The organism is Phenylobacterium deserti (assembly GCF_003254705.1).
GTDB classification, from domain to species: Bacteria; Pseudomonadota; Alphaproteobacteria; order Caulobacterales; family Caulobacteraceae; genus Phenylobacterium; species Phenylobacterium deserti.
In genome coordinates, this window is sequence record NZ_QFYR01000001.1 from 39960 (window position 1) to 63438 (window position 23479).

Genomic DNA, 23479 nt, shown 5'->3' on the forward strand with positions numbered 1-23479 from the left:
ATGTTCGGCAAGATCGCGGCTTTCGAGCTGCGCTACCAGACTCGCCAGCCGGTGTTCTGGATCAGCAGCCTGATCTTCTTCCTGCTGGTGTTCGGATCGGTGGTCATCGACCAGATCCAGATCGGCTCCGGCGGCAACATCCACAAGAACTCGCCCCAGGCGATCAGCACCACCCTGCTGGTGATGTCCCTGTTCTTCATGTTCGTCTCGACGGCTTTCGTGGCCAACGTCGTGGTGCGTGACGATGAGACGGGCTACGGCCCGATCGTGCGGGCGACCCCGGTCAGCCGGTTCGACTATCTGTTCGGCCGGTTCACCGGCGCGTTCGCCGCGACCTGCCTGGCGTTCCTGGCCGTGCCGCTGGGCATTCTGGTGGGGTCCTGGGCGCCGTGGGTCGACCCTGAGACGCTTGGCCCGAACCAGCTGTCGCACTACGCCTTTGCGTACTTCGCCCTGGCCCTGCCGACCCTGCTGATCACCGCCAGCCTGTTCTTCTGCCTTGCCACGGTGACGCGCTCGATGATGGGCGCCTACCTGGGCGCGGCGGGCTTCCTGGTCGCCTACACGGTGTTCCTGGCGATGATGGGCGCGCCGGAGCGCCGCGATCTGGCCGCCTATCTTGACCCGTTGGGAATGTCCGCCTTCGCGGGCGCCACCCGCTATTTCACGGCGGCCGAAGCCAACACCCTGGTCCCGCCGTTCAAGGGCGCCCTGCTCTACAATCGCCTGATCTGGACGGCGGCCGGCCTGGCGCTGCTGGCCCTCACCTACAGGCTGTTCCGCTTCGAAGTGCGTGGCGCCAAGGCGCGCAAGGGCGCCAAGGCCGCGGCGCAGGCTGCAAGCGTCGAGGCCGCAGCGCCGATCGCCACGCCTGCCGAGCCCCTGCCCCGCCCGCGCTTTGGCCTGGGTTCGGCCTGGGCGCAGCTGACCAAGCGCACCCGCTTCGAGATGGCGCAGGTGTTCAAGAGCCCGGCCTTCGCCGTGCTGATCATGCTGGGGCTGTTCAACAGCTGCGCGGCGCTGATCCTCGGCGGCGAGCGCGGCGATGCGGCCATCTACCCGGTGACCCGCTGGAGCATCCAGACCCTGCAGGGCGCCTTCAGCCTGATCCCGGTGATCGTGGCGATCTACTACGCGGGCGAGCTCGTCTGGCGCGAACGTGACCGCAAGACCCACGAGATCGTCGACGCCACCGCCGTTCCCGACTGGGCGTTCGTGGTCCCCAAGACCCTGGCCTTGGTGCTGGTGCTGGTCTCGACCCTGCTGATCAGCGTGCTGGCCGCGATCTGCGTGCAGCTGGGGAAGGGCTTCACGGACCTGGAGCTTGGCAGATACCTCGCCTGGTACGTCGCGCCCATGGCGGTGGACTGGTCCCTGCTGGCGGTGCTCGCCATCTTCCTTCAGGCGCTGTCGCCCCACAAGTTCATCGGCTGGGGCCTGATGGTCCTCTACCTGATCGCCGGCATGACGCTGGGCAACATCGGGTTCGACCACAACCTGTACCTCTACGGCGGCGCGCCCCAGGTTCCGCTTTCGGACATGAACGGACAGGGCGACTTCGGCCGGGCCGCGGCCTGGTTCCGCGCCTACTGGTCGGCGTTCGCCATCGTGCTGCTGGTGCTGTCCTACGGTCTGTGGCGGCGGGGGACGGAGACGCGTCTTGCGCCGCGCCTGAAGCGGCTGCCGCGCCGCCTGTTCGGCCCCGCGGGCCTGATCGGCGCCGCCGCCCTCGCGGCGTTCGTCGGAACTGGCGCCTTCATCTTCCAGAACACCAACGTCTGGAACGACTACCGCAACAGCATCGAAGGCGAGCGCTGGCTCGCGGACTTCGAGAAGAGCTTCCTGAAGTACGAGACGGTGGCCCAGCCCTCCGTCACGGATGTGAAGCTGAAGCTCGACCTGCACCCGCATGAGCCGCGGCTGGTCACCTGGGGCGTGTACGGACTGGTCAACGACACCGGCGCGCCCGTCACCCAGTTGCACGTGCGCCTGGATCGCGACACCCGCGCCCTGCAGCTTGCGGTCGGCGGGGCCCACAAGGTGCAGACCTTCGACCGCTTCAACTACCGCATTTTCACCTTCGACCGCCCGCTTCAGCCGGGCGAGCGGACCTCGCTGACCTTCCAGACGCAGATGGCGCAGCGCGGCTTCAAGAACTCGGGCAACACCACCCGGCTGGTGGACAATGGGACCTTCGTCAACAACGGCGAGTTCGCGCCCACCATCGGTATGAGCCGCAGCGGCCTGCTGCAGGACAGGGCCAAGCGCCGCAAGTACGGCCTGCCGCCCCAGCTGCGGATGGCAAGGCTGGAGGACCGGTCGGCCCAGTCCCGCAACTATGTGGGCGACGCCGACTGGGTGATGGCGGACATCACCGTCACCACCGACGCCGACCAGACGCCGGTGGCGCCCGGCTACCGGGTTTCGGACACCACCCGTGACGGTCGCCGGACCATCCGCTACCGGACCGACGCGCCGGTGTTGCACTTCTTCTCGGTGCAGTCTGCGCGCTACGCCGTGAAGCGGGCCAACCACCAAGGCGTGGAGCTCGCGGTCTACTACCACCCGAGCCACACCTGGAACGTGGACCGGATGCTCGCCGCCATGGGCCACAGCCTGGACTACTACCAGGCGCAGTTCAGCCCGTTCCAGTTCCGCCAGCTGCGGGTGCTGGAGTTCCCGGACTACGCCCAGTTCGCCCAGTCGTTCGCCAACACCGTGCCCTGGTCGGAAGGCCTCGGGTTCATCATGGACCCGCGCGATCCGGACAAGATCGACTTCGTGACCTTCGTCACGGCGCACGAGGTCGCGCACCAATGGTGGGCCCACCAGATCGTCGGCGCCGACATGCAGGGCTCCACCGCCCTGTCCGAGACCCTGGCCGAGTACTCGGCGATCATGGTCATGGAGAAGACCCTGGGCGAGGCGCAGATCCGCCGGTTCCTGAAGCGCGAACTCGACAGCTATCTGCGGGCCCGCGGCGGCGACGTGCTGGAAGAGCAGCCGCTGATGCGCGTCGAGAACCAGCAGTACATCCACTACAACAAGGGCGGGCACGTCATGTACCTGCTGCGGGACCGCATGGGCGAGGCGCGGGTCAACGCCGCGCTGCGCCGCGTGCTGGCGCAGTACGAGTTCAAGGGCGCGCCCTACCCGCGCTCGGTCGACCTCGTAAACGCCCTGCGCGCCGAGGCCTTGCCCGAGCACCAGCAGCTGATCACCGACGTGTTCGAGCGGATCACCCTTCACGACCTGAAGACCCGCACCGCGCAGGTGAAGAAGCGGGCCGACGGCCGCTATGACGTCGTCCTGACCGTCGAGGCCAAGAAGATGTACGCCGACGGCAATGGCAAGGAGACGGAAGTCCCCATCGCCCCGAACGAACGGTTCGACGTCGGGGTGTTCACCGCCGAGCCGGGCCGCAAGGGCTTCGGGCCGGAGGACGTGCTGTCGTTCGGCCTGCGGCCGCTGCGCTCCGGGACGCAGACCCTGACGGTGACCGTCGACAAGCCGCCGCGGTTCGCGGGGATTGATCCCTACAACAAGCTGATCGACCGCAACTCGGACGACAACGCCATCAAGACCAGCGACTAGACGGCGATGCTGGCCCGCGGCGGCTCGACAAAGGCCGCGGGCGCGGCGGGCGGCTGGGCGAAGGCCCGGATCGCTTCGCCGTAGCAGGCTGCCGGGCTGAAGTGGTCAGCGGCGCAGCGGACGGCCCGCTCGCACAGACGCGCGCGGGCCTCGTCCGAGGCGAGAAGCTCCAGCACATGGTCGGCGAACGGCGCCGGCTCGTCGGCCAGCCGCACGGCCGGACCGGCGATCGCCTCGACGCCTTGCAGGGTGGTGGTGGTCACCACCATGGCCTTGCCCGCCGCCAAGCCCTCAACGAGCTTGATCTTCAGGCCTGAGCCGGTGAGCAGGGGCGAGATCACCACGCCCGCCTGGCGGTAAAGCGGATCAAGGCTGTCGACGACGCCCAGCACCTCCACGCCGTCCGGCACGCCGTCCAGCGAGCGCGACACCGAGCCGGCGATCTTGAGCTTCGCATCGGGACGGGCAGCGCGGACGCGCGGCCACACCTCGTCCATGAACCAGCGAATCCCGATGGTGTTGGGGGCCGTGTTGCTGCCCACGAACAGCACTTCGTCGGCGCGGCCCGGTTCCGGCGCACCGACCTCGACGGCCATGGGCGCCACGATCACTTGGCGGTCCAGCAGGCGGCGGCTGACCTCCTCGGCCTCGGTCGCCTGGATGGCCAGCACGGTGTCGGCGCAGGCCAGGAGACGGAACTCCTCGGCTGCGTCCAGGGTGGCGACGCTGTCCTGCGCGCCCACCTTGGCGAACTGCTGCGGGCGGCTGGAGAACAGGTCGTGCATCAGCACCTGCACCGGCGCTTCCGGGGCCAGCGCATAGGCCGCCATGGGCGCCAGGAAGGCGTAGTCGCACAGCACGCCCGCCACACCCGGCCCGGCGTTGCGAGCGACGAACAGCATGTCCGACTTGGTGTGCGGGACGGCGACGGAATAGGGCGCGGGCTTCACCCAGCCCGGCTTCTTCACTTTCAGCTTGCCGAGCACCAGCTCCAGCGCGGTCAGGCCGGCGCTCCAGGCGATCTTCGGGTCCAGAGCGATGATCCAGTCGCCGAAGCGGACGCTGCCGCGGATGCGGTAGTCGGCGAACACCTTGGTCTCGGGCTTCAGGCGCAGCACCGGCCAACGGCCGAAGATGGTCGGCGCAACGCCCAGGAAGCTCGGCTCGTACCCCGCCTCGCGCAGCGCCTTGGCGACGCTGAGCAGATAGGTGGAGCTGCCGGTGTTGGCGCCGGTCACCCGCTGCCGGGACAGGAACACGACCCGCTTGCCCGCGGACGAGCGTTCGGCGCCGCCGCCCACCCGCTTCAGATAGGTCGGCTCCGCGAAAGTCCGCAGCTTGAGGCGGGCTTCCACCAGCCGGCGCACCAGGCCGTCGTCCGTTTCGAACACGCCGGCTTCGTAGCCTCCCAGTTCCGCGAGCCGCGTCCGGCGGATCAGGGGCTTGAGGCCCTTGGCGCCGGCCAGGGGCTCATCGCCTGGGAACAGCAGCGTCGGGCGGCGGCCGTCTTCCGAGAAGATCATCTGGTTGTCGGCGACGAGGTCCGCGCCTTCGGCGTCGGCGGAAAGCACCAGGCGCTCCAGCCGGTCGCGACGCAGGATGTCGCCTGCGTCCATCACGGCGACCCACTGCCCGCGGGCGCTGCGCAAGGCGCGCTCGCGCGCCGCCGACAAGGGCGCGCCGGTGACCGTGCGGACCCGCGGGTCTTCGGCGGCGGCCTGCGCGGCCTCCACGCCCGGTCCTTCTTCGACGATGATGAGCTCCAGCGCCCGAAGGGTTTGGCCCAGCACGGAGCGCACGGAGCCGGCGAGCGGCGCGTCCGCAGCACGGCGGGTCATGATGACCGAGACGATCGGCGTCTTGTCCAAAAGCGTTCCCCCAAGCGGCAGCCGCGCGCACAGGGCCGCAGCGGGCGGCTCTGAGCTTCACCACGGCGCAACGCCCGAAGCGCGCGGGCCGATCCGCTGCGCTGCAAAAAAGGAACGCTGGAGGCTTAGGTCTTGCGGCCGGTGATCTTGTCCGCCCAGGTCACGAAGGTGCGGATGTTCGGCCCGTCGGTGTGGCCGCCGTCGTGCTGCCGCCAGGCGAGCTCGCCGTCGAGCAGGCCGGTGAGCACCGGCGGCATAGGCGTGTTGCGCCAGTCGTCGCCGACGCCGAGGTCCTTCGCCCCCAGCAGGCGGTAGACGCGGCCGGCCGCGACGGCGGCCATCCAGCTGCCCCGCTGGTCCAGCCACTTGGCGTCGCCGCTTTCGGGAATGCCGTAACTGATAAAGCAGGGCCGGGGCGCGACCATGGCGATCAGCTCGTGGCTGTCCACTGGCAGGGTGTCGATGTCGCGGCGGGCGGACGCCGGCTCGGCGGCGCCGTAGCGAAGGTAGTTCCCGCAGAACCAGTGGTACTCGCCCGAGCTGGTCAGCGTCTCAACAGCCTCGCCGAAGTTGCGCCGGTGCAGCGTCGCGCCGCCCTTGCCGGAGGAGCCCACGAGGACGAGGCCGAACCGCTGGTCGAAGGCGGCGGCGACGAGGGCGGCCTTCCCGTAGCGGGAGACGCCCTCCACCCCGATGCGCTTGGCGTCCACCTCGGGCCGGGTCTGCAGGTAGTCCAGGGCGCGGCTGGCGCCCCAGCCCCAGGCGCGCAGGGCGCCCCAGTCGTCCACCTTGCGCGGCTGGCCCTTGTTGGTGAGGCCGATGATCCCACGCGTCAGGCCGTCGCCGCTGTCGGCCTGGATGGTGGCGGTGTCGAGCAGGGCGAAGCCCCAGCCGCCGCCGGCCACGTCCCAGCTGGGCGGCGGGCCGCCGGCGGGGAACATGGGCGCTTCGCCGAACGGCTGGTAGGCGGGGAGGCCTTCAAACACCGGCCGAAGGCTCGGGTCCTTGTCGGCGAGCATCGCCTTCATGGCGGCGTTGATGCGGGCGAGCTCGTCGCGGGACGGCTGCCGGGGCGAAGGCCAGGCGGCGCGCCCGAACATGATCAGCACAGGCACGGGGCCTTTCGCCTGGGCTGGCAGCACCAGGGTCATCTGCATGTTCACGCTGATGGCAGGATAAGCGGAGTTCTCCACCCGGCCCACAAGCTGGGTCACGTTCACCGGCGTGAAGCCCAGGCGCTCAGGCTCGCTGGCGACCACCTCCCAGGTGACCTTCGGCACGTCGGCGGGGATACGGCCGTAGACCTCGCGCTCGAAGTCCTCGGCGATCTGCGGGCGACGCTGCTTCCACCAAGCGTCGGGCGTGGTGACGGGCCGTCCGTTCTTCAGGCGCAGGACGTCGGGAATGTCGCCCGTCGGTCCGGCGATGCTCTCGTCATAGTTGGCCGGGTTGGGCGCGTCCTCGCGGCCGCTGGGACTTGGCCGCATGGAGCGGATGCCCAGGCGGTCCATCATGTTCCGCTGGTCCTGCTCGGCGGTGAAGGTGACCGGGGCTGCAGCCTGGCCCAGCGCGCGCGCGCCGATCGCCAGGCTTCCTACCGCAACGCCGCCCAGCGCTAGCCCGCGCCGCGTCATGCCCGCCATCGTCTCATCCCCATGGTCTGACCGTAGCTTCGGTCTTGGCCAGATGAGCGCTGCTGTACGCCGGCTTGCCAACCGGGAACATTTGGGGAACTCTGTTCTCATGAACCCTGTCAGCGCCGTTGAAGATGCCTCCGCCCAGCCCGAGCTGTGGGCCGCCGCAGCGCCCGCGCCGGCCCCGCAGCCGCCGCCGCATTTCGTCGGTCACAGGGAGCGGCTGCGCACCCGGGCCATCGCTGGCGGGCTGGCGGCGGTGCCGGACTATGAGTTGCTGGAGCTGTTCCTGTTTCGGTCTATTCCGAAGAAGGACGTCAAGCCTTTGGCCAAGCAACTTCTCGCGCGGTTCGGCAGCCTTGGGGCGGTGCTGGGCGCCACGCCCGAGGAGCTGAAGACGGTCAAGGGCGTCGGCGAGGCCGTGGCGCTGGACCTCAAGCTGATGCACGAAGCGGCCCTGCGCACCGCGCGGGAGGAGGTGAAGCGACGCACCGTGATCTCCTCGTGGTCGGCGCTGCTGGACTACGTGAAGACGGCGCTGGCGCACGAAGCGCGGGAGCAGTTCCGGGTCCTGTTTCTGGACAAGAAGAACCAGCTCATCGCTGACGAGATCATGAACCGCGGCACGGTGGACCACGCGCCTGTGTACCCGCGCGAGGTGATGCGGCGCGCGCTGGAGCTGTCAGCCAGCGCGGTCATCCTGGTGCACAATCATCCGTCGGGCGACCCTACGCCATCTACGGCCGACGTGGACATGACCCGGCAGGTGGTGGAAGCCGGGCGGCCGCTGCGGATCACCGTGCACGACCATCTGGTGGTGGGCCGCAACGGCACGGCGAGCTTCCGCGCGCTCGGCCTGTTCTGAACGAATCGCACGCGGCGCACGGTCGGGAACTCGACAGATCGATGGCGAGTTGGAGGGCTGTGCGCATGCGTGGCCTGCCCCCGTGCCCGCGCTGGACCGGTCCTTTCAAGGCGAGCCGCCTTGCGAGGGGCCGGCCCCAACGCGGAATCTGCAGATTCCGAATTGCCAAGCTTTCATAAGGGGTTGTGCTGCAACGCACTCACCCGTTCACTCGATCTGGGCCTGGGAGGGCCTATTGAGGGACGGACACATGCAACTGCACTGGGACAGGATCCTGGCGCTTGCAAGCTGCGCTGTATTCTGGAGCCTGGCCATCCTGGCCTGGAACCGGTTCGACCAGCTTTGAGAGTTCCGGCGGCGTCGGGGTGCTTCTCCAGGGGCTCCGACGCCGTTCTTCCGATCAGGGCATGGCGTTCTTCGGAACGATCGCGCCCATGTGCTGCACGACGATGCGGGCCAGGCGGCGGCCTTCGCGGACAGCCTCCACCGGCTCTTGCCCCTGAAGACGCGCCGCCAGGTAGCCGGCGTTGAAGCTGTCGCCGGCGCCGGTGGTGTCCACCGCCTTGACCGACGGCTCGGGCTCCATTCGGACCGGATCGCCGGCGCCCAGAAGGTGCACCGTCTGATCCTCGTCGCGGGCGACCACCTCAGGGCCCATGGTCGCCCAGCGCGCCGCCACCTCGTGCACCGGTTCATCGTACAGCGTCTCTAGATCCGGGCCGCTCACCGACAGATAGCGGCAGAGCGGCGCGATGGCCTCGATGGCGTCCCGCGCCACGTCCGGGCCGCTCCAAAGGCGCGGGCGGTAGTTGGGATCGAACGCCACCGCCGAACCGTGAACTCGCGCATCGGCCAGCAACTCGCTGAGCGTTGCACGTCCCCCCTCGCCGATCACCGCCAGGGTGATGCCGGACAGATAGACCAGCTCCGCGTCGCGAAGGGCGCGCCGCAGGGCGTTGAGGTCGGCGAGTTCGAAGAACTGCCGCGCAGGCGCCTGGTCGCGCCAGTAGAAGAAGCGCCGCTCGCCGGCTTCATCCCGCTCGATGGCGTAGAGGCCCGGGACGCGTCCTTCGGCCTTGACCACCAAGTCCTGGGCGATGCCCTCGTCGGCCATGAGCTGGAGGATGCCGGCGCTGAACGGATCGCCGGCGCCCAAGGCGGTGGCGTAGCTCACCTGCCGGCCGAGGCGGCTCAGGTAGACGGCCGTGTTGAAGGTGTCGCCGGCATAGCCGATGGCGGCGGCGCGCGAACTCGTCAGGCTCAGCTCGACCATGCACTCGCCGAGCGCGATCACTCCACCCATAAGGTTTCTCCCTTCGCCCGCGAGTCAGGCCTAGCCATCAAGGCTATGACCCCGGTGTCAGCGCTCTGTCGGAAGTTCCGGCGAACAGATCAAGCCCTCAATCCGCCATGAATGTTCGCAAGGTGGCGCTTGCATCCCGCAAGAGATCCGACTACAGTAATTACGCAACGAGTAAGTTTGTAGACTCGTCGGTTTCCGCCGCTCCGGTGTGGCGCCTTGGCCTGTAGCCCCAGGCTCCGGCGCCCCCTTTCCCTCCCCGCACGCCGGAGCGGCGGGACATCCCTGCGAGGAAAGAAGACATGAGCGACATCGTCCAACACCATCGCGCACCCGTCCGCTATGCCGTCCGCTGGGGCCGGCTGACCGAACTCGTCGCACTGGCGAGCTCTGTCGCGCTGTGGATCGCCTACCTGGTGCGCGGCTAGCTGCGCGGCAGCGGCCGGCGCCGCTGCAGGTCGAAGCTGTCGCCGGCGCTCAGCACGTGCAGCCGCACGTCGTGCATGGACAGCGCTTGGTCGGGATCGGCCTCCGCCACATTGGAATGGCCGACGTCCGTCCCATCCACCACATAGACTGCGCCTGCGCCGATGATCCGCATCTCGTCGCCTTCGAAGATGGCTGAGGTGTTCTCGTCGATGCCGACGCCTAGGACGCGCGGATTGTGGGCCACGGCGCCCAGCAAGCGACCGATGCGGCCACGTTCGGCGAAATGCTGGTCGATGATCATGTCGCGCACCAGACCAAGGCCGGGCGCCATGTGTAGGTCGCCGATCCGATAGGACTCGCTGCTGGGCCCGCGCACCAGCATGGTCTCGCTCATCATCGACGCGCCAGCGGAGGTGCCTGCCACCACGGCGCCGCGCGAGAGCAGCTCCCGCACCCTCACCTCGACGGGCGTGTCGCCCACCTGGCTCGAGATTCGCAGCTGGTCGCCGCCGGTGAAAAAGACGCCCGCCGCATCGTCGAAGACGCTCAGCTTGTCGGGGTCCGAGGCTTCGGCCCGCTCATTGATGTAGAGCTCACGGATCGCCTTCACGCCGAGGTCGGCGAAGGCCTTCTCGTACATCTCCAGATAGGCTTCCGGCTCGCGACTGGCGACGGTGGCCAGCACCAGCACGCCGCCATCCACATGCCGGGCGACCTCCTTGAGGATCTCGCGGTCACCGTCCTTGTCTTCGTGGCCGCCAATGGCCATCAGCACGCCGCGATCAGACATTGGGGTGGATCCCTCCGGTTCCAGTTCCAACCGAGGTCAACGATGGCGGCAGATCCGAATGGAGCTGGGGCAGCGTCTCGGACACGAAGTTCGGGCGCAGGTTCGGCTGGAAGGCCAGGACGCGCTGCCACATGTCCTCCACCTCGGTGGGCGTCAGCACCACGAGGTCGCCAGGCCGAGCCATGGACATGCAGGTCTCCGCCGCCTGCATCTCGTCGGCGACGCGGTGGATGCGGCTGTCGTCGGCGCCGGCGCGTCGGGCGCCCTCGGCAAGAAGCTGTATGATCTCGCCTTCCCTGCGTCCGCGCCGGCTGGGGTCTTCGCGCAGCACCATCTCATCGTATGTCAGCGCGGCCACTTCGCCCATGGCGCGGATGTCTTCATCACGTCGATCGCCCGGAATGGTGACCATGCCGATCTGGCGACGGTAGCTGGGACGCAGCTTCTGCAGCAGGTCGCGCAGGGCGATCAGGCCGGCGGCGTTGTGGGCGTAGTCCATGATGACCCGGAAGCCGTGGCCGTCGAAGACGTTGAGCCGCCCGGGGTTCTGCTCGAAGGCCGTGCCGAAGGTCGCCAGCGCCAGCCGCACATGCTGGATGTTCACGCCGTGACCTATGGCCATGCAGGCGGCCGTCAGGGCGTTGGCGACGTTGAACTCCGCCAGGCCGCCGAAGGTGGCGGGGATTTCCGCCGCCCGCATAAGCAGGCGCCGGCGTCCTTCCTGGTAGACAACCAGTTCACCGCCCGCGCCGTCGGGCTCGCGCACTGCAGCCAGCCCCCCGCGCTCGACGATGTGCTCACGGAGGAACGGCGGCATCGCCTCACCGCCGCGGAGGGAGAAGAAGGCCGGCCGGCCGCCGGACCTGCGCCGCATGCGTGCAGTGAGCACGTCGTCGGCGTTCAGTACGCTGATCCCGTCGTCGGCGACGTTCTCCACCACGATCGACTTCACCCAGGCCAGGTCCTGCACCGTGTCGATGCCCTTCAGGCCGAGGTGGTCCGGCTGGACGTTGGTGACCGCGCCGATATCGCAGCGGTCGAAGGCCAGGCCCTCGCGCAACAGGCCGCCGCGCGCCACTTCGAACACCGCCGCATCCACCATAGGATCGTGCAGCACCATGCGGGCGCTCTTGGGCCCGGAAGCGTCGGCTTGCAGCACCTGCTCAGAGTTCACGTAGACCCCGGAGGTGTTGGTGAGGCCAACGGTCAGGCCGGTCTGGCGCAGGATGTGCGACAGCATCCGGCCAGTGGTCGACTTCCCGTTGGTGCCGGTGATCGCGAAGATTGGGATGCGGCCGCTCTCACCTTTCGGGAACAGCATCCGCACCACCGCAGGCGCCACCGGACGCGGCCGGCCCTCGGTGGGCTGCAGGTGCATGCGGAAGCCCGGCGCGGCGTTCACCTCGACGATGCCGCCAGAGGTCTCGCGCACGGACTTGCTGATGTCCGGGCAGATGAAGTCGATGCCGGCGACGTCCAGACCCAGGCTGAGAGCCGCGCGGATCGCAATGCAGGCGTTGTCAGGATGGATGTCGTCCGTGCGGTCCACAGCGGTGCCACCAGTGGAAAGGTTGGCGGTGCCCCGCAGGTAGACTTTCTGGCCGGACGCTGGGGTGCTGTTCACATCCAGGCCTTGCTCGGCCAGGAAAGCTTCGACGATCTCGTCCACCTTGATCTTGGTGAGCACCTGCTCGTGGCCTTCGCCCCGGCGCGGGTCCTTGTTCACCTCGTCGATCAGCTGGCGGATAGTGCTGGCGCCGTCGCCCACCACATGCGCGGGCACTCGTTCGGCCACAGCCACCAACTCGCCGCCGACCACCAGCAGGCGATGGTCGTTGCCGCTGAAGAACTGCTCCACAACGATGCGGCGGCTGTGCTCGGCCGCCGCCTGGAAGGCCCGCCGGATCTGCTCCGGATCGGTCAGGTTGGTGCTGACGCCGCGGCCATGGTTGCCGTCCAGCGGCTTGACCACCACCGGCCCGCCTAGGCGCTGGGCCTCGCGCACCGCGTCGTCGGCATTGCGCACGACCACGCCGCGGGGCACCGGCACGCCGGCCTTGGCCAGCAAGGTCTTTGTGAGGTCCTTGTCGGATGCGGTTTCGACGCCGATGAAGCTGGTTCGGCCAGTGATGCTGGCGCGGATGCGCTCTTGCCGGGCGCCCCATCCCAGCTGAACGAGGCTGCGCTCATCAAGCCTGAGCACGGGGATACCGCGGCGCTTGGCTTCGGCCACGATGGACCCGGTCGTCGGCCCAAGCCCCACCCGCCGCTCCAGGCGCTTGAGGTCATTCAGAGCCGTCTCGACATCAAAGGGACTGCGGGTCCGCTCCCGGCTCAGTACGTCCAGCCCGCGAACGCCGCGCAGGTCTTCCGGCAGCAGCGAGTCGACCAGTTCCAGCGCCAGCCGCGCCGCAAACAGCCCGACCTCTTCCTCCTGGTACTCGATAAGCACGTTGTAGACGCCAGGTTGGCCCTTCACGGACCGCGTCTTGCCCTTGGTGACCGGCACGCCGGCCAAGGTCTGCAGAGCCAACGCGACGTGCTCGGTCACATGACCAAGCCAGGTGCCATCCCGCAGCCGCTCCACAAAACCACCCGCCCGGCCCAGGCTGCAGGCATGGTCGTTCAGCGTCGGCAGAAGCGCCAGAAGGCGGTCTGCGAACCCTTCGATCGTGTTGGAGGGACGCTCCTCCAATGGGCCCAGATCGAGCTGGAACCGGATCATGGGAATCGGCCCGAACAGATGCGGGCCGCGGTAAACTGCGCGCTCAAGAACGCGCATAGAGCCAGGCGTTACGCTCGACATATTGGTGCTCAAAAATCCCCCGAAACCGTCAGACCTGCACAACGGCACGGCAAATCGACCGTTCCTGTTGTAAGGAAACGATATTTTTGGCGGCGCAGAGCGGCGTCGCGGGAACTCCGACGGCTTCTCGTGGATTGCCCCTACGGTGGAGGTCTCCAGCTCCATCCGCGTTTGATGAGCTCAAGGCCCCTGCGCATCCCCCCAAGTGGCGCAGGGGCCGCAACGCCTACCTCTCGCAAAGTTGATCGTGGGCGGAACCAGCTCTGCCGAGCCCCGTTCTGCCGACAGGGTCAATGGGAGACGCCACTATGAAACGCGCATTCGTTCTGACGGCCGCCGCCGTCGCCGCTCTTTCGCTCGCAGCCTGCAACAAGGCCGAAAACACCGCGGACAACGCCGGCGACGCCGCCGCCAACATGAACCCGGGCCAGACCCAGCCGGTGAACGCCGCGCAGGACGCCGTCGGCGCCGCCGTCGGTCAGGTGTCCGCCTCCACCATGGGCGCCAACGCGACCGGTCCGTTCGTGACCAACGCCGCCATGGGCAACATGTACGAGATCGAAGCCGGCAGGATGGCGCAGGAGCGCGCCCAATCGGCCGACGTGAAGGCGTTCGGCAAGATGATGGTCACCGACCACACCGCTCTCACCAACGAGATGAAGCCGCTGATCCAAGCCGCTGGCCAGACCGCGCCGGCCGAGCTCGACCAGCGCCGCAAGGGCATGCTGGACAACCTGCGCGCCGCCAGCGGCGCCGACTTCGACCGCGTCTACCTGACCCAGCAGGTCGCCGCTCACGAAGAGACCCTGACGCTGATGCAAGGCTACGCTCAGAACGGCGACGACGCCGGCCTGAAGGGCGCGGCCGCCAAGGCGGCTCCGAAGGTCCAGGCTCACCTGGAACGCGCGCGCGCTCTGCAGGGCGGCGCTTCCGGCGGCGGCATGCACTAAACGCCGGTTCACCGGACAAAGAATTCGGCGGCCGTCGCGAGACGGCCGCCGTTTTCGTTTGCGCGACGCTCGCGCTCTAGAAGCTGTAGCTGAGGCCGACGCTGGCGACGTTCAGGTCCGTGTCGCCCGAGATGCGTCCCTGATAGGCGACGTGCCCACGCAGGTTGGCGCCGAACGCCACCCCGAGGCCGACCTGAGCCTCGCCCCAGCTTTCCTCCGGCATGTACCCCGGCATGGAGAACATGCCCGGCATGGTGGTCAGGCCGGCCGTGACGCTGCGCTGGTCGGCACGGGTGTCATGGGCGTAGGCGAGCGAGGCCGTGGGGAACAGACGGGTCTCGCCCATGGCCCACTCGCCTTGCACCTTCCAGCCGATACGGCCGACCAGGGCTTCCCGGCGCTGGTCGCCAAAGCGCATGGCTGTGGAGTCGCCGCTGTCTTCGGCGAAGCCCTCCACCCGTACGCGATCGTAGCTGAGCGCCGCAAAGGGGCCGGTCCGCAGCGCGCCGGCGTCGAACCACCAACCGCCGATGATGTCGGCGCTGAGGCTCGCGCCTTCGGTCTCGCTCGTTTCAACGCGGCGGGCGGCGCCGATCTGGAAAGCGCGTTGGATGTCCTGGAAGTCGGACTTTCCGAAGCCGAGCAGGCCGCCCACGTAGCCAGCCCCGAACCGGTACTGGCCGAAGATCGTGCCGATGACGCCGCGAGTGTCGAACCCGCCAGCCTGGCCGGCCAGTTCGGTCTCGCTATCAGCCAGCGTCAGCGCGCCGCCGACGAGGCCGGAGGAGCCCAGGCTCATGGTCAGGCCGACGGTGAGCAGACGATCATCGCTGTCGCTTTCGGGTACGCCGAGCCCCCCTTTCAGGCTGCGCGACCCGAACCGTCCCACGGCGAAGGCTCGAGTTCCCTCTGGCAGGTCCTGGCCCATCTCGGCGCCGATGGCCATGCGGTTACTTTCCAGCACGGCCAGGGGCGTTTCGGCCAGCAGCGACATCTGCTGGGGCGCCACGAGTTCCGAGATGACCACCTGCGTCAGCGCCGCGTGGGCCGCAGCCGTGGGGTGCACGCCGTCGGCATAGAGGTAGGTCGATCCAGCGTTCGGCGCGACCAGGGTCGCGGGCGTGCAGGTCACCGAGCTCGACGTCGTGCAGGCCGGTTGGGTGACGTTGGTGAAGCCATAGACGCTGGGATTGGCGATGATCTCGCGGATCAGGCCGAAGGTGTTCACCGGCACAATGCCCTCGTCGGCATTGGCCAGGCCGTTTCCGAGGATCGCGTTGTAGCTGGTGGCGAGAGTGGTCAGCGAGGCCTGGCCGGCCGGACCCTGCGCGCGGGCGGACGGCGTCAGGCCGACGTCAGGCAGGTTCATGACCACCAGGTACCTGGCGCCTGCGTCCTGCAACCGGTTGATCAGGGCGACCTGCTGGTCGGCCGCAGCGCCCACGGCTCTTGCCGCCTGTTCGGAGGTCTCCACCGCCGCCACCCCAGCCGCCGCAGCGACCTGGGTGCGGATCTGGGCCGCGACCTGCGCCGCCGCCGCAGGGGGCAGGCCGACGGTGCGCTGGGCGATCAGGGCGTCGGCCGTCGTGCCCGCGCCCGCCGCGGTGGCGTGGTAGAAGATGTCGTTGGCCCCGCCCCAGAGCCCGTAGAGGGTCTGCGGATCAAGCGTGGGCCTCGCGGCGAGGTAGCTGTTCACCTGGGTGGTGATGGTCGGCACGCCAGCTGGCGTGCCCGGCGCGTTGACCGTAAAGCCCGCGCCGCCGAAGGCGAAGTCCGTTCCGCCTGCGAGGGAAGGCGCCAGCGGCAGGCCGTAGTACTGGGCCACCCCTTCGAAGGTGACCAAGCCGGGATTGGTGGTGAACCGCGTGCGCACCGGAGAGCCGGACGCGATGGAGATGTTGCCGGCGTCGCTCAGGCTGTCGCCGAAAACGACCACGCCGTTGAACGGCGCCTCTTGAGCATGGGCGAGGCTTGCGGCGCCGAGGCCCGCGAGCATGGTTGTGGCGAGGATGAGAGCCCGTTTCATTTCCGTCCCTGTACGTCGTTGTTTTCGCACAGTGACTGCCGGTTCGAGCGCCGGGTCAATGCTGCCGCGACGTCAACTTCCGGTGGACGCCGGAGCCCCAAGCGAGGCTCCAGCGTTGGGTGCTATTCGCGGGGCGGGGTGTTGCCGTAACCGCTCTGTTCACCGCTAGGTCCCGCATCGCCGGCCGATGCGCTTGCCTGGCCCTCCCCCAGGCTGTGGTCGCGCTCGGCCTGCTCGTGGGCGTCGTCCACCTGAGCCTGCCAACCACCGCCTTCTTCCTGGCCGCGACCGCTCATCGTGCCGCCGCCCTCGCCTTCCGGACCCGTATGGCCTGGTTCGCTGACGCCTTCCGCCTGGCGGCCAGCGCCGAAGCTGCGATCCTCGTCCCGCCGACCCGGCAGGCTGCCGCCGTCGGTCAGGCTGCCTTCCAGTTGCTCGAACTGCTCACCGCCGCCCTGGCCGACGCCCGGGCCCGTGTTGTTCTGCTCAGACATAGCGGCTCCTCAGGACTGACCCATGCCCTGGCCGCTGGACTGCTGCGACTCCTGGGCGATTTGCCGGTCCGGGGATGCGCCTTCCGGGGACTTGTCGATCTGCGGCGGACCGTCGGAGGCGTTCCGCGGCTTCTCGTGCGGATTGGCCTGGGAGTCGGCCTGCCGGTCTTGGTCTTGCGCCATGGGATGTCTCCTTGCTTGTCCCGGCCCAACCCCAGCGAAAGGGAGGCGGTTCCGAAAGCAAGGCTCCTATTGAGGCAGGCTGCGACGCGGCTCGTCGTCCTCGTCGCGGCTGGTCCAGCCCTCAAGGGCCGCAAGTTCGAGCCGGTCGCGCGGCAGGGCGCCCTGGAAGTTGTCGCGCAGGAAGGCGATCAGCTTTTCGCGCACTTCGCAGCGCAGGTCGAACAGACGCCCGGAGTCGGCGGCGCTGACCAGGATGCGCAACTCCATGGTCCGCTCGCGCGCGTCGGTGACCTGCAGCACCACGGTGCGGCGGTCCCAAAGGGGCGAGTTCTCGACCAACTCCTTCAGCCGTTGGCGAACCGGCTCCAGCGGCGTGGTGTAGTCCACGTAGAGCATCACCGCGCCAGTGAGGGCGGCGCTGTTGCGCGTCCAGTTTTGGAAGGGGTTCTGGAGGAAATAGGTCAGCGGCAGCACCATGCGCCGCTCATCCCAGAGCTTCACAACCACATAGGTGGCGTTGATCTCCTCGATGCGGCCCCATTCGCTCTCGACGATCACCGCGTCGTCGATCCGGATCGGCTGGGTCATGGCGATCTGGATGCCGGCGATCAGGTTGGTCAACAGGGGCTGCAGCGCCAGACCGACGATCAGACCGGCCGCCCCGCCGGCCGCCAGCAGGCTGACGCCCCACTGGCGCACCTGCGGGATGGTCATCAGCGCAAGGCCGGTGGTCAGGATGATGATGAGCACCCGCACCGCCTGCTGGAGGATGCGGACCTGAGTGAGGTGCTTGCGCGCCAGCAGGTTGTCTTCGACGTCGACCCGGTAGCGGCGCAGGTAAAGGGCGGCGGCGATCTCCGTCGCGGTCAGCATCGCCCAGCCGATCAGGCCAATGAACAGCACCAGCAGGATGTGCTGGACCAGCGAGGTCTGTTCGCGCGTCAGGGGCGAGAGGTCGGCTGCGACGCCGAGCGCCACCACGACCATGGCCAGCCGCCCCGGCTTTCGTGTCCGGACCAGCAGCGGCCGCCAGAAGGCGTCTTCCTTCTTCTTCAGGCCGCGCTGCACCAGGCGCACGACCAAGCTGTGGAGTGTGACGGCGAGAACCACCGCCAGCGCCATCAGCACAAGGCTGAACAGCCAGGGCGGGGCCCAAGCGAAGGACCTTTGAAGATCAGCGACGAGGGTGTGCAGATTCATCCGTCAAAACCACGGCGGCGCCCCTTCCCGCTCGCTGCAATCCCTGGCGGGCGGGAAGGTTCACCACGGCGCGCGACGGACACGCGCCGCCACCTGTTACTTCTTCGGCGGCTTGGCGGCCTGGACTTCGATCTCCGCCAGCATGCCGGGCGCCACCAGGGCGGCGACCTGCGAGGTGATCCGCGCCGGTTTGTTGGGCTGCTCGGCCGTGCCGAACTTGGCGCGGTAGGCTTCCATCATGCCGGCGAAGTCCATCTGGCCGCCCTTGGCCGGATCGCCGACCAGCAGCACGCGCATCATGACCACGTCGCCGAAGCCGTAGCCCTGGGACTTCAGGATCGCTTCGATGCGATTGAGGATGCCGGTGACCTGGGTTTTGGTGTCGCCAAACTGCGTCGGCGTGCCTTGCGGCGCGCCCGCGTTCAGGGCCGGCGGCGTGATGCCGCTGACGTACAGGGTCTCGGCGCCGGCCGGGACGAGCACCGCCTGGGAGATGGCGGCCGAGGGCTCGCCGATGTGCTTGTTCTGGGCTTGCGCGCCGGTGGCGCACGCCAGGCCGGCGACCATCGCCCCGAGAACCAGTTTCCGCATGTTGGTCTAAGCCCCTCTTCTCTTGCTACGCCCCGCCGGCCGGGCCGGTCGGCTCGGGTCAGGCGGATTGAACGACATCTTCCCGGCCTTGACCACGCAAGCCGCGGCTCAGGACGGCCGCATGAGCGCGAGCGCCGGCCGGTCGGAGCAAGCAGGCTCTACCTCGAGCCGGGCCAAGTCGAACGGCTGCGCGTCTGGTGAGCAGAACGGGCGCCATTTCGGTCAATCAGGCGGCATATTGCAGATGCCTGGGACGCGTACGCGCCGCGAATACAGGCGCAAGGCGCTCATAGATCAGGCGGCACAAAGCCGATCGACGCCTGAAGACCTGTGATGATCGGCCGATCGGCGTTGCGACACAGGCCTGCAAGGTGAGCGGGCAGATCAACACCCATCCGAGTCTTGACGGGCTGTACAGGCGCCCGCCGCACGATCTTCTGCACGTGTTTTGAGCGCGAAATGTGCGGAACGAGATCGTTTTGCGCAGATGCGGCTCATACGAATGCCTCGAACAAGGCAATGACGTCTGTCGATCCGGGGTGGGTTTGACAGCACCCACCTTTCATGACGAGCCTGTTGCTGTCGTCGAAGTGACGGCCGAGGAATCGGCGGGAGCTTCGTCGCTAGTACATAGAAAAAGCGTCGGATCGGGATGGATGCGCCTGGAAGTGGCTCTCTCAACTTAGCCGAGAGTCGTTTCGGATGTGCGTATATTACAGTCTAAAGTCGATCAGGATGACCAATGCAGGTCGCTCTGGTGGGTCTGAATACCGGACATCCAATTCCATCAACTCCGCTCAACTGAGCCTGGAGACGCGGCTGCATGGCCGCGGAGCTTGGGCGAGCGGCACTTTCAACTTCCTGCGCCCGGATGGGGCGCAGGCCGGTGGCTGAATGCGTCCGGCAAAGGACGCCGTTGCTTCGAGGGGGCAATCAACAATGAAGAAGACCTATCTGGGCCTGCTGGCCGGCGCGTCGATGCTCGCCATGTTCTCCGCCGGCTCCGCGCTGGCGCAGGACACCGAAATGGAAGCCGTGATCGTGACCGGCACCCGCACCACCGGCCTCCGGGCGGTGGACAGCCCAGCGCCCGTGCAGGTGCTCGATGCGACCGCCCTCCAACGGGTGGGCCAGTCCGACCTGATCCAGGCGATCGCCCAGAACGTGCCATCCTTCAACGCCCAGGCGTTCGGCGGCGACACCGCCAACCTGACGCTTTCGGCCAAGCTGCGGGGCCTGTCGCCTAACCACGCCCTGGTGCTGGTCAATGGCAAGCGTCGCCACGGCACGGCCAACCTCGCGGTTCTGGGCGGGCCGTTTCAAGGCGGCGCCACGGCCGACCTGAACTTCATCCCGCTGAACGCCATCGACCACGTGGAAGTGCTGCAGGACGGCGCCGCGGCCCAGTACGGCACCGACGCCATTGCCGGGGTCATCAACCTGATCCTCAAGGACAACACCGAAGGCGGAAACATCATCGTCTCGGGCGGCGAGTACATCGACGGCGGCGGCAAGACCGGCGACTTCACCGCGAACATTGGCCTCAAGCCGATGGAGAACGCCTACCTCGACCTGACTTTCGAGAGCCGCTGGCACAGCTCGAGCTTCCGGGGCGACGTCGATCCGCGAGTGATCAACACGCCCTACAACACCGCGTCCAGTTCGCGCCTGTCGCGCTACCCAGACCTGGTGAACGCCGAGCACTACCCGTACCTGAATCGGATCGCGGGCGACGCCGAGTACCGACTGAACATCGGCGCATTTAACGCGGGCTACCGGTTCAGCGACACCCTCGAGATCTACACGTTCGGCACCTACGGCAGCAAATACGGCGCTGCGTTCGAGAACTACCGGGTGCCGAACCTGGTGATCGGACGCGACGGGACCAATCCCTATCCGCAAGGCTTCAGCCCCAAGGAAGGCATCTGGGAAGACGATTACGCCATCACCGGCGGGTTGAAGGGCGTGACCGCCGGCTGGAACTGGGACCTGTCCAGCACCTGGGGCAAGGACGACATCAGCGTCCACACGCTGAACAGCATCAACCGCTCGCTCTATATCGACACCTCCACCGCGACCACGCCGGGCTCCTCCCCGCGCGACTTCCACGCCGGCGACTTCGTGGGCACCCAGTGGACCACCACCCTGGACCTCACCCACGACTACGAAGTGGGTATGGCGACGCCGCTCACCCTGGCGCTGGGCGCCGAGTACCGGGAGGACAGCTACGAGATCCGGCCCGGCGACGTGGGCTCGCGCTACAAGGAAGGCTCGCAGTCCTATCCGGGCTTCCAGCTGACCGACGCGGGCAAGCATGAGCGGCGCAACTGGGCGGTCTACGCCGACGTGGCCTTCTCGCCCATCGAGCCCCTCAAGCTCGACTTCGCTGTGCGCCACGAGGACTTCAGCGACTTCGGCGACACCACCGTCTACAAGGCGACCGGCCGCTACGACTTCAGCGATATGCTCGCCATCCGCGGCACCGTCAGCACGGGCTTCCGCGCCCCGACCCTGGCGGAGTCCTACTATTCAGCGACCAACGTCTCGCCGACCTCCGCCTTCGTGCAGCTGCCGCCCAACTCGGCGGCCGCCCGGCTGGTGGGCGTGAACGGCCTGCAGCCTGAGAAGTCGACCAACTTCAGCGTGGGCTTCGTGGCGCACCCTGGCTGGGGCGTCACCGCCACCTTGGACGCCTACCAGATCGAGATCGAGGACCGCATTGTCGGCTCCGGCTCGCTCTACGGCTCCGGCGGCGCGTTCAACATCCCGGCGGTGACTGCCGCGATCATCGCCAACGGCAACTCGCTGGACCCCACCGTCACCCAGACCGGCATCAACATCTTCACCAACGGCCTGGACACCCGCACCCGCGGCGCGGACCTGGTGGTCACCGCCACCACAGGCATGTTCGACAAGGGCTCGGTGCAGTGGACCTTCACGGCCAACTGGAACGAGACGGAGGTCACCAAGATCGCCGCTCCGCCGGCCCAGCTGACCGGGGCCTCGCTGTTCGATCCGGGTGCGCTCTACACCCTGGAAAAGTCCTCGCCGAAGTTCCGCATCGTGGGCGGCGGCGTGTGGAACTGGGGTCCGCTCAGCATCAACTTGAAGGAGTCGCTCTACGGTCCCTCCAAGGGCATCGGCAGCCGCACGGGCGCGGTCTACTACCAGACCCGCATCAAGACGGCGGTGATCACCGACCTGGAGGTCTCCTACGAAATGGTGGAGGGCGTCCGGGTTTCGGTGGGGGCGAACAACCTGTTCAACACCTATCCGAACCGCATCAACGGGCTGCTGCGCGACGACTACCTGCGCAACAACTCCAACGCCTATGTCACTCAGTACCCCACCTTCTCCCCGTTCGGCATCAACGGCGGCTACTACTACGCCAAGCTGAACTACAGGTTCTGATCGGGCGTCCCGCAGCCGCTCTCGTCGGCTGCGGGATCCTCCGTCGGACGCCCGGCGCGCCCCGCCTTCCCTTGTCGGCGGCGCGTCGGGCGAACTTGTTTTCACGACCCGCGCACTATCTTGAGCAGATGCCCGCCCAGCCCGGCCTGTTCGACGACGCGCCTGCCGACCTTCCCCTGACCGGCCTGCCTGAAGGCTTCCGTTATCAGCCCGCGGTGCTGTCGCTGGTCGAGGAGCGAGACCTGCTGGCCCGCTTCGAGGCCCTGCCCTTCGAGCCATTCGACTTCCAAGGCTGGAAGGCCAACCGCCACGTAATCTACTTCGGCCACGCCTATGACTTCAGCCGCGGCCGGCTGGCCGAGGCGCAGCCCATGCCGGCCTGGCTGTTGCCGTTCCGCGATCGCGCCGCCGCGTTCGCGGGCCTGGCCCCCGAGGCCCTGCCCCACGTCCTGATCAACAAATATGCGCCGGGTGCGGGCATCGGCTGGCACCGCGACCGACCGCAGTTTGAAGATGTTGTGGGGCTGTCGGTCGGCGCGCCCTGCATCTTCCGCCTGCGGCGGCGAACGGGGGGCGGGTTCGAGCGGGCCAGCCTCAAGGCCGAGCCGGGCTCGGCCTACCTTCTGCGGGGGCCCGCGCGAGCCGAATGGGAGCACTCGATTCCGCCGGTGGAGCAGCTGCGCTACTCCATCACATTCCGCAGCCTGCGAGGCTAGGGCAGCCGGCGCACTTCGCGGATTGTGACCGGCTTCTCCAGGCGCTGGCCGCGGGTGTAGGCCTCTTGCCCGCCCTTGGCGGTGCGAGCACGGTTGATGCGGCGCACGACCTCCATGCCCTTCACGACATGGCCGAAGGCGGCGAAGCCCTGCCGGTCGGGATTGCGCGATCCTTCGAAGTCCAGGGCCGGCTGGTCGCCCATGACGATGAAGAACTCCGACGAGGCGGTGCCGGGCCCATCCCTCGCCATGGAGATCGCGCCGTCGTCGTGGCGAAGACCTGTTTCACTGGTCGGCTCATGCCGGATCGGGGGCAGGGGCGAGGGCCGGTCTTCCGGGCCGAGACCACCCTGCACTACGGTGATGGGATAGGCGTTGTTGTCGTTCTTGGAATGGACGACGCGATAGAAGGACCCGCCACGGAACAGCCCCTTGTCCACATAGGCGAGGAAGTTGGCGGCGGTGACGGGCGCGCGCTCCACGTCCACTTCCACCACGATCTGGCCGGCGTCTGTTTCGATCGCCACGCGGGGCAGCGGTGTCTGAGCCGCCGCCGCTCCGCCCATCAGGAGGGCCGCGAAGGCGCCCACAAGCGTCCTAAGCGTCGCGTCGCGCACAATCC

General features: G+C 68.0%; 17 protein-coding genes. 6 read left to right on the plus strand and 11 right to left on the minus strand.

What is annotated here, in order from left to right:
- Positions 1–3594: an ABC transporter permease/M1 family aminopeptidase gene (locus DJ018_RS00180; RefSeq protein ID WP_111512794.1), complete on the plus strand. Its 3594-nt coding sequence runs from the start codon at positions 1–3 to the stop codon at positions 3592–3594.
- Here DJ018_RS00180 and DJ018_RS00185 read toward each other — a convergent pair.
- Both DJ018_RS00185 and DJ018_RS00190 read right to left on the minus strand, forming a co-directional pair.
- Positions 3591–5462, minus strand: coding sequence for a glycosyltransferase (locus DJ018_RS00185; protein ID WP_111512795.1), 1872 nt, complete (start codon positions 5460–5462; stop codon positions 3591–3593). The two genes, DJ018_RS00180 and DJ018_RS00185, sit on opposite strands and share 4 nt — an antisense overlap.
- Positions 5463–5587: 125 nt before the next feature.
- Entirely contained in the window at positions 5588–7105 is a 1518-nt protein-coding gene (locus tag DJ018_RS00190; protein ID WP_240609415.1) for a glucuronyl esterase domain-containing protein, read from the minus strand.
- Between the two features lie 100 nt (positions 7106–7205).
- Between DJ018_RS00190 and radC the strand changes: the two genes are divergently transcribed.
- Positions 7206–7961, plus strand: a complete 756-nt coding sequence (gene radC, locus DJ018_RS00195; protein ID WP_111512796.1) for a RadC family protein — start codon at positions 7206–7208, stop codon at positions 7959–7961.
- 400 nt (positions 7962–8361) lie between these two features.
- On the opposite strand, the gene DJ018_RS00200 is transcribed toward radC, so the two are convergent.
- Positions 8362–9264: a sugar kinase gene (locus tag DJ018_RS00200; RefSeq protein WP_111512797.1), complete on the minus strand. Its 903-nt coding sequence runs from the start codon at positions 9262–9264 to the stop codon at positions 8362–8364.
- A 299-nt stretch (positions 9265–9563) separates the two neighbouring features.
- Between DJ018_RS00200 and DJ018_RS19515 the strand changes: the two genes are divergently transcribed.
- Positions 9564–9689, plus strand: a complete 126-nt coding sequence (locus tag DJ018_RS19515) for a hypothetical protein (RefSeq protein ID WP_276309795.1) — start codon at positions 9564–9566, stop codon at positions 9687–9689.
- Here DJ018_RS19515 and DJ018_RS00205 read toward each other — a convergent pair.
- Together DJ018_RS00205 and cphA are read right to left on the minus strand one after the other, a co-directional pair.
- Positions 9686–10480 carry a cyanophycinase gene (locus DJ018_RS00205; protein WP_111512798.1) on the minus strand — a complete coding sequence of 265 codons (795 nt, stop codon included), beginning with the start codon at positions 10478–10480 and terminating at the stop codon, positions 9686–9688. The genes DJ018_RS19515 and DJ018_RS00205 overlap by 4 nt on opposite strands.
- A complete protein-coding gene (gene cphA, locus DJ018_RS00210) occupies positions 10473–13451 on the minus strand; it encodes a cyanophycin synthetase (protein ID WP_338066128.1) in 2979 nt (992 codons plus the stop codon). Before cphA ends, DJ018_RS00205 begins: the two co-directional genes overlap by 8 nt.
- Before the next feature lie 143 nt (positions 13452–13594).
- Here cphA and DJ018_RS00215 point away from each other — a divergent pair, with 143 nt between their 5' ends.
- On the plus strand, positions 13595–14236 hold the full coding sequence (locus DJ018_RS00215; RefSeq protein WP_111512800.1) for a DUF4142 domain-containing protein: 642 nt from the start codon (positions 13595–13597) through the stop codon (positions 14234–14236).
- Positions 14237–14312: 76 nt separating this feature from the next.
- Here the strand turns inward: DJ018_RS00215 and DJ018_RS00220 are convergent, their stop codons facing one another.
- From DJ018_RS00220 to DJ018_RS00235, 5 genes are all read right to left on the minus strand, one after another.
- Positions 14313–16262 carry an autotransporter domain-containing protein gene (locus tag DJ018_RS00220; protein ID WP_111512801.1) on the minus strand — a complete coding sequence of 650 codons (1950 nt, stop codon included), beginning with the start codon at positions 16260–16262 and terminating at the stop codon, positions 14313–14315.
- Between the two features lie 122 nt (positions 16263–16384).
- Positions 16385–16756 (minus strand): hypothetical protein, encoded by a 372-nt coding sequence (locus DJ018_RS00225; protein WP_111512802.1) that lies wholly within the window; start codon positions 16754–16756, stop codon positions 16385–16387.
- 9 nt (positions 16757–16765) lie between these two features.
- Positions 16766–16939 (minus strand): hypothetical protein, encoded by a 174-nt coding sequence (locus tag DJ018_RS19035; RefSeq protein WP_165842752.1) that lies wholly within the window; start codon positions 16937–16939, stop codon positions 16766–16768.
- Between the two features lie 66 nt (positions 16940–17005).
- A complete protein-coding gene (locus DJ018_RS00230) occupies positions 17006–18139 on the minus strand; it encodes a mechanosensitive ion channel family protein (protein WP_111512803.1) in 1134 nt (377 codons plus the stop codon).
- A 96-nt stretch (positions 18140–18235) separates the two neighbouring features.
- Positions 18236–18730 carry a RidA family protein gene (locus DJ018_RS00235; protein ID WP_111512804.1) on the minus strand — a complete coding sequence of 165 codons (495 nt, stop codon included), beginning with the start codon at positions 18728–18730 and terminating at the stop codon, positions 18236–18238.
- A 939-nt stretch (positions 18731–19669) separates the two neighbouring features.
- On the opposite strand from DJ018_RS00235, the gene DJ018_RS00240 reads away from it, so the two are divergent.
- Positions 19670–22141, plus strand: a complete 2472-nt coding sequence (locus tag DJ018_RS00240) for a TonB-dependent receptor plug domain-containing protein (RefSeq protein ID WP_165842753.1) — start codon at positions 19670–19672, stop codon at positions 22139–22141.
- Between the two features lie 128 nt (positions 22142–22269).
- A complete protein-coding gene (locus tag DJ018_RS00245; RefSeq protein WP_111512805.1) occupies positions 22270–22857 on the plus strand; it encodes an alpha-ketoglutarate-dependent dioxygenase AlkB in 588 nt (195 codons plus the stop codon).
- On the opposite strand, the gene DJ018_RS00250 is transcribed toward DJ018_RS00245, so the two are convergent.
- The gene (locus DJ018_RS00250; RefSeq protein WP_240609417.1) at positions 22854–23474 is read right to left on the minus strand and encodes a peptidylprolyl isomerase; all 621 of its coding nucleotides are present in this window, start codon (positions 23472–23474) and stop codon (positions 22854–22856) included. The genes DJ018_RS00245 and DJ018_RS00250 overlap by 4 nt on opposite strands.
- Positions 23475–23479 lie beyond the last annotated feature (5 nt).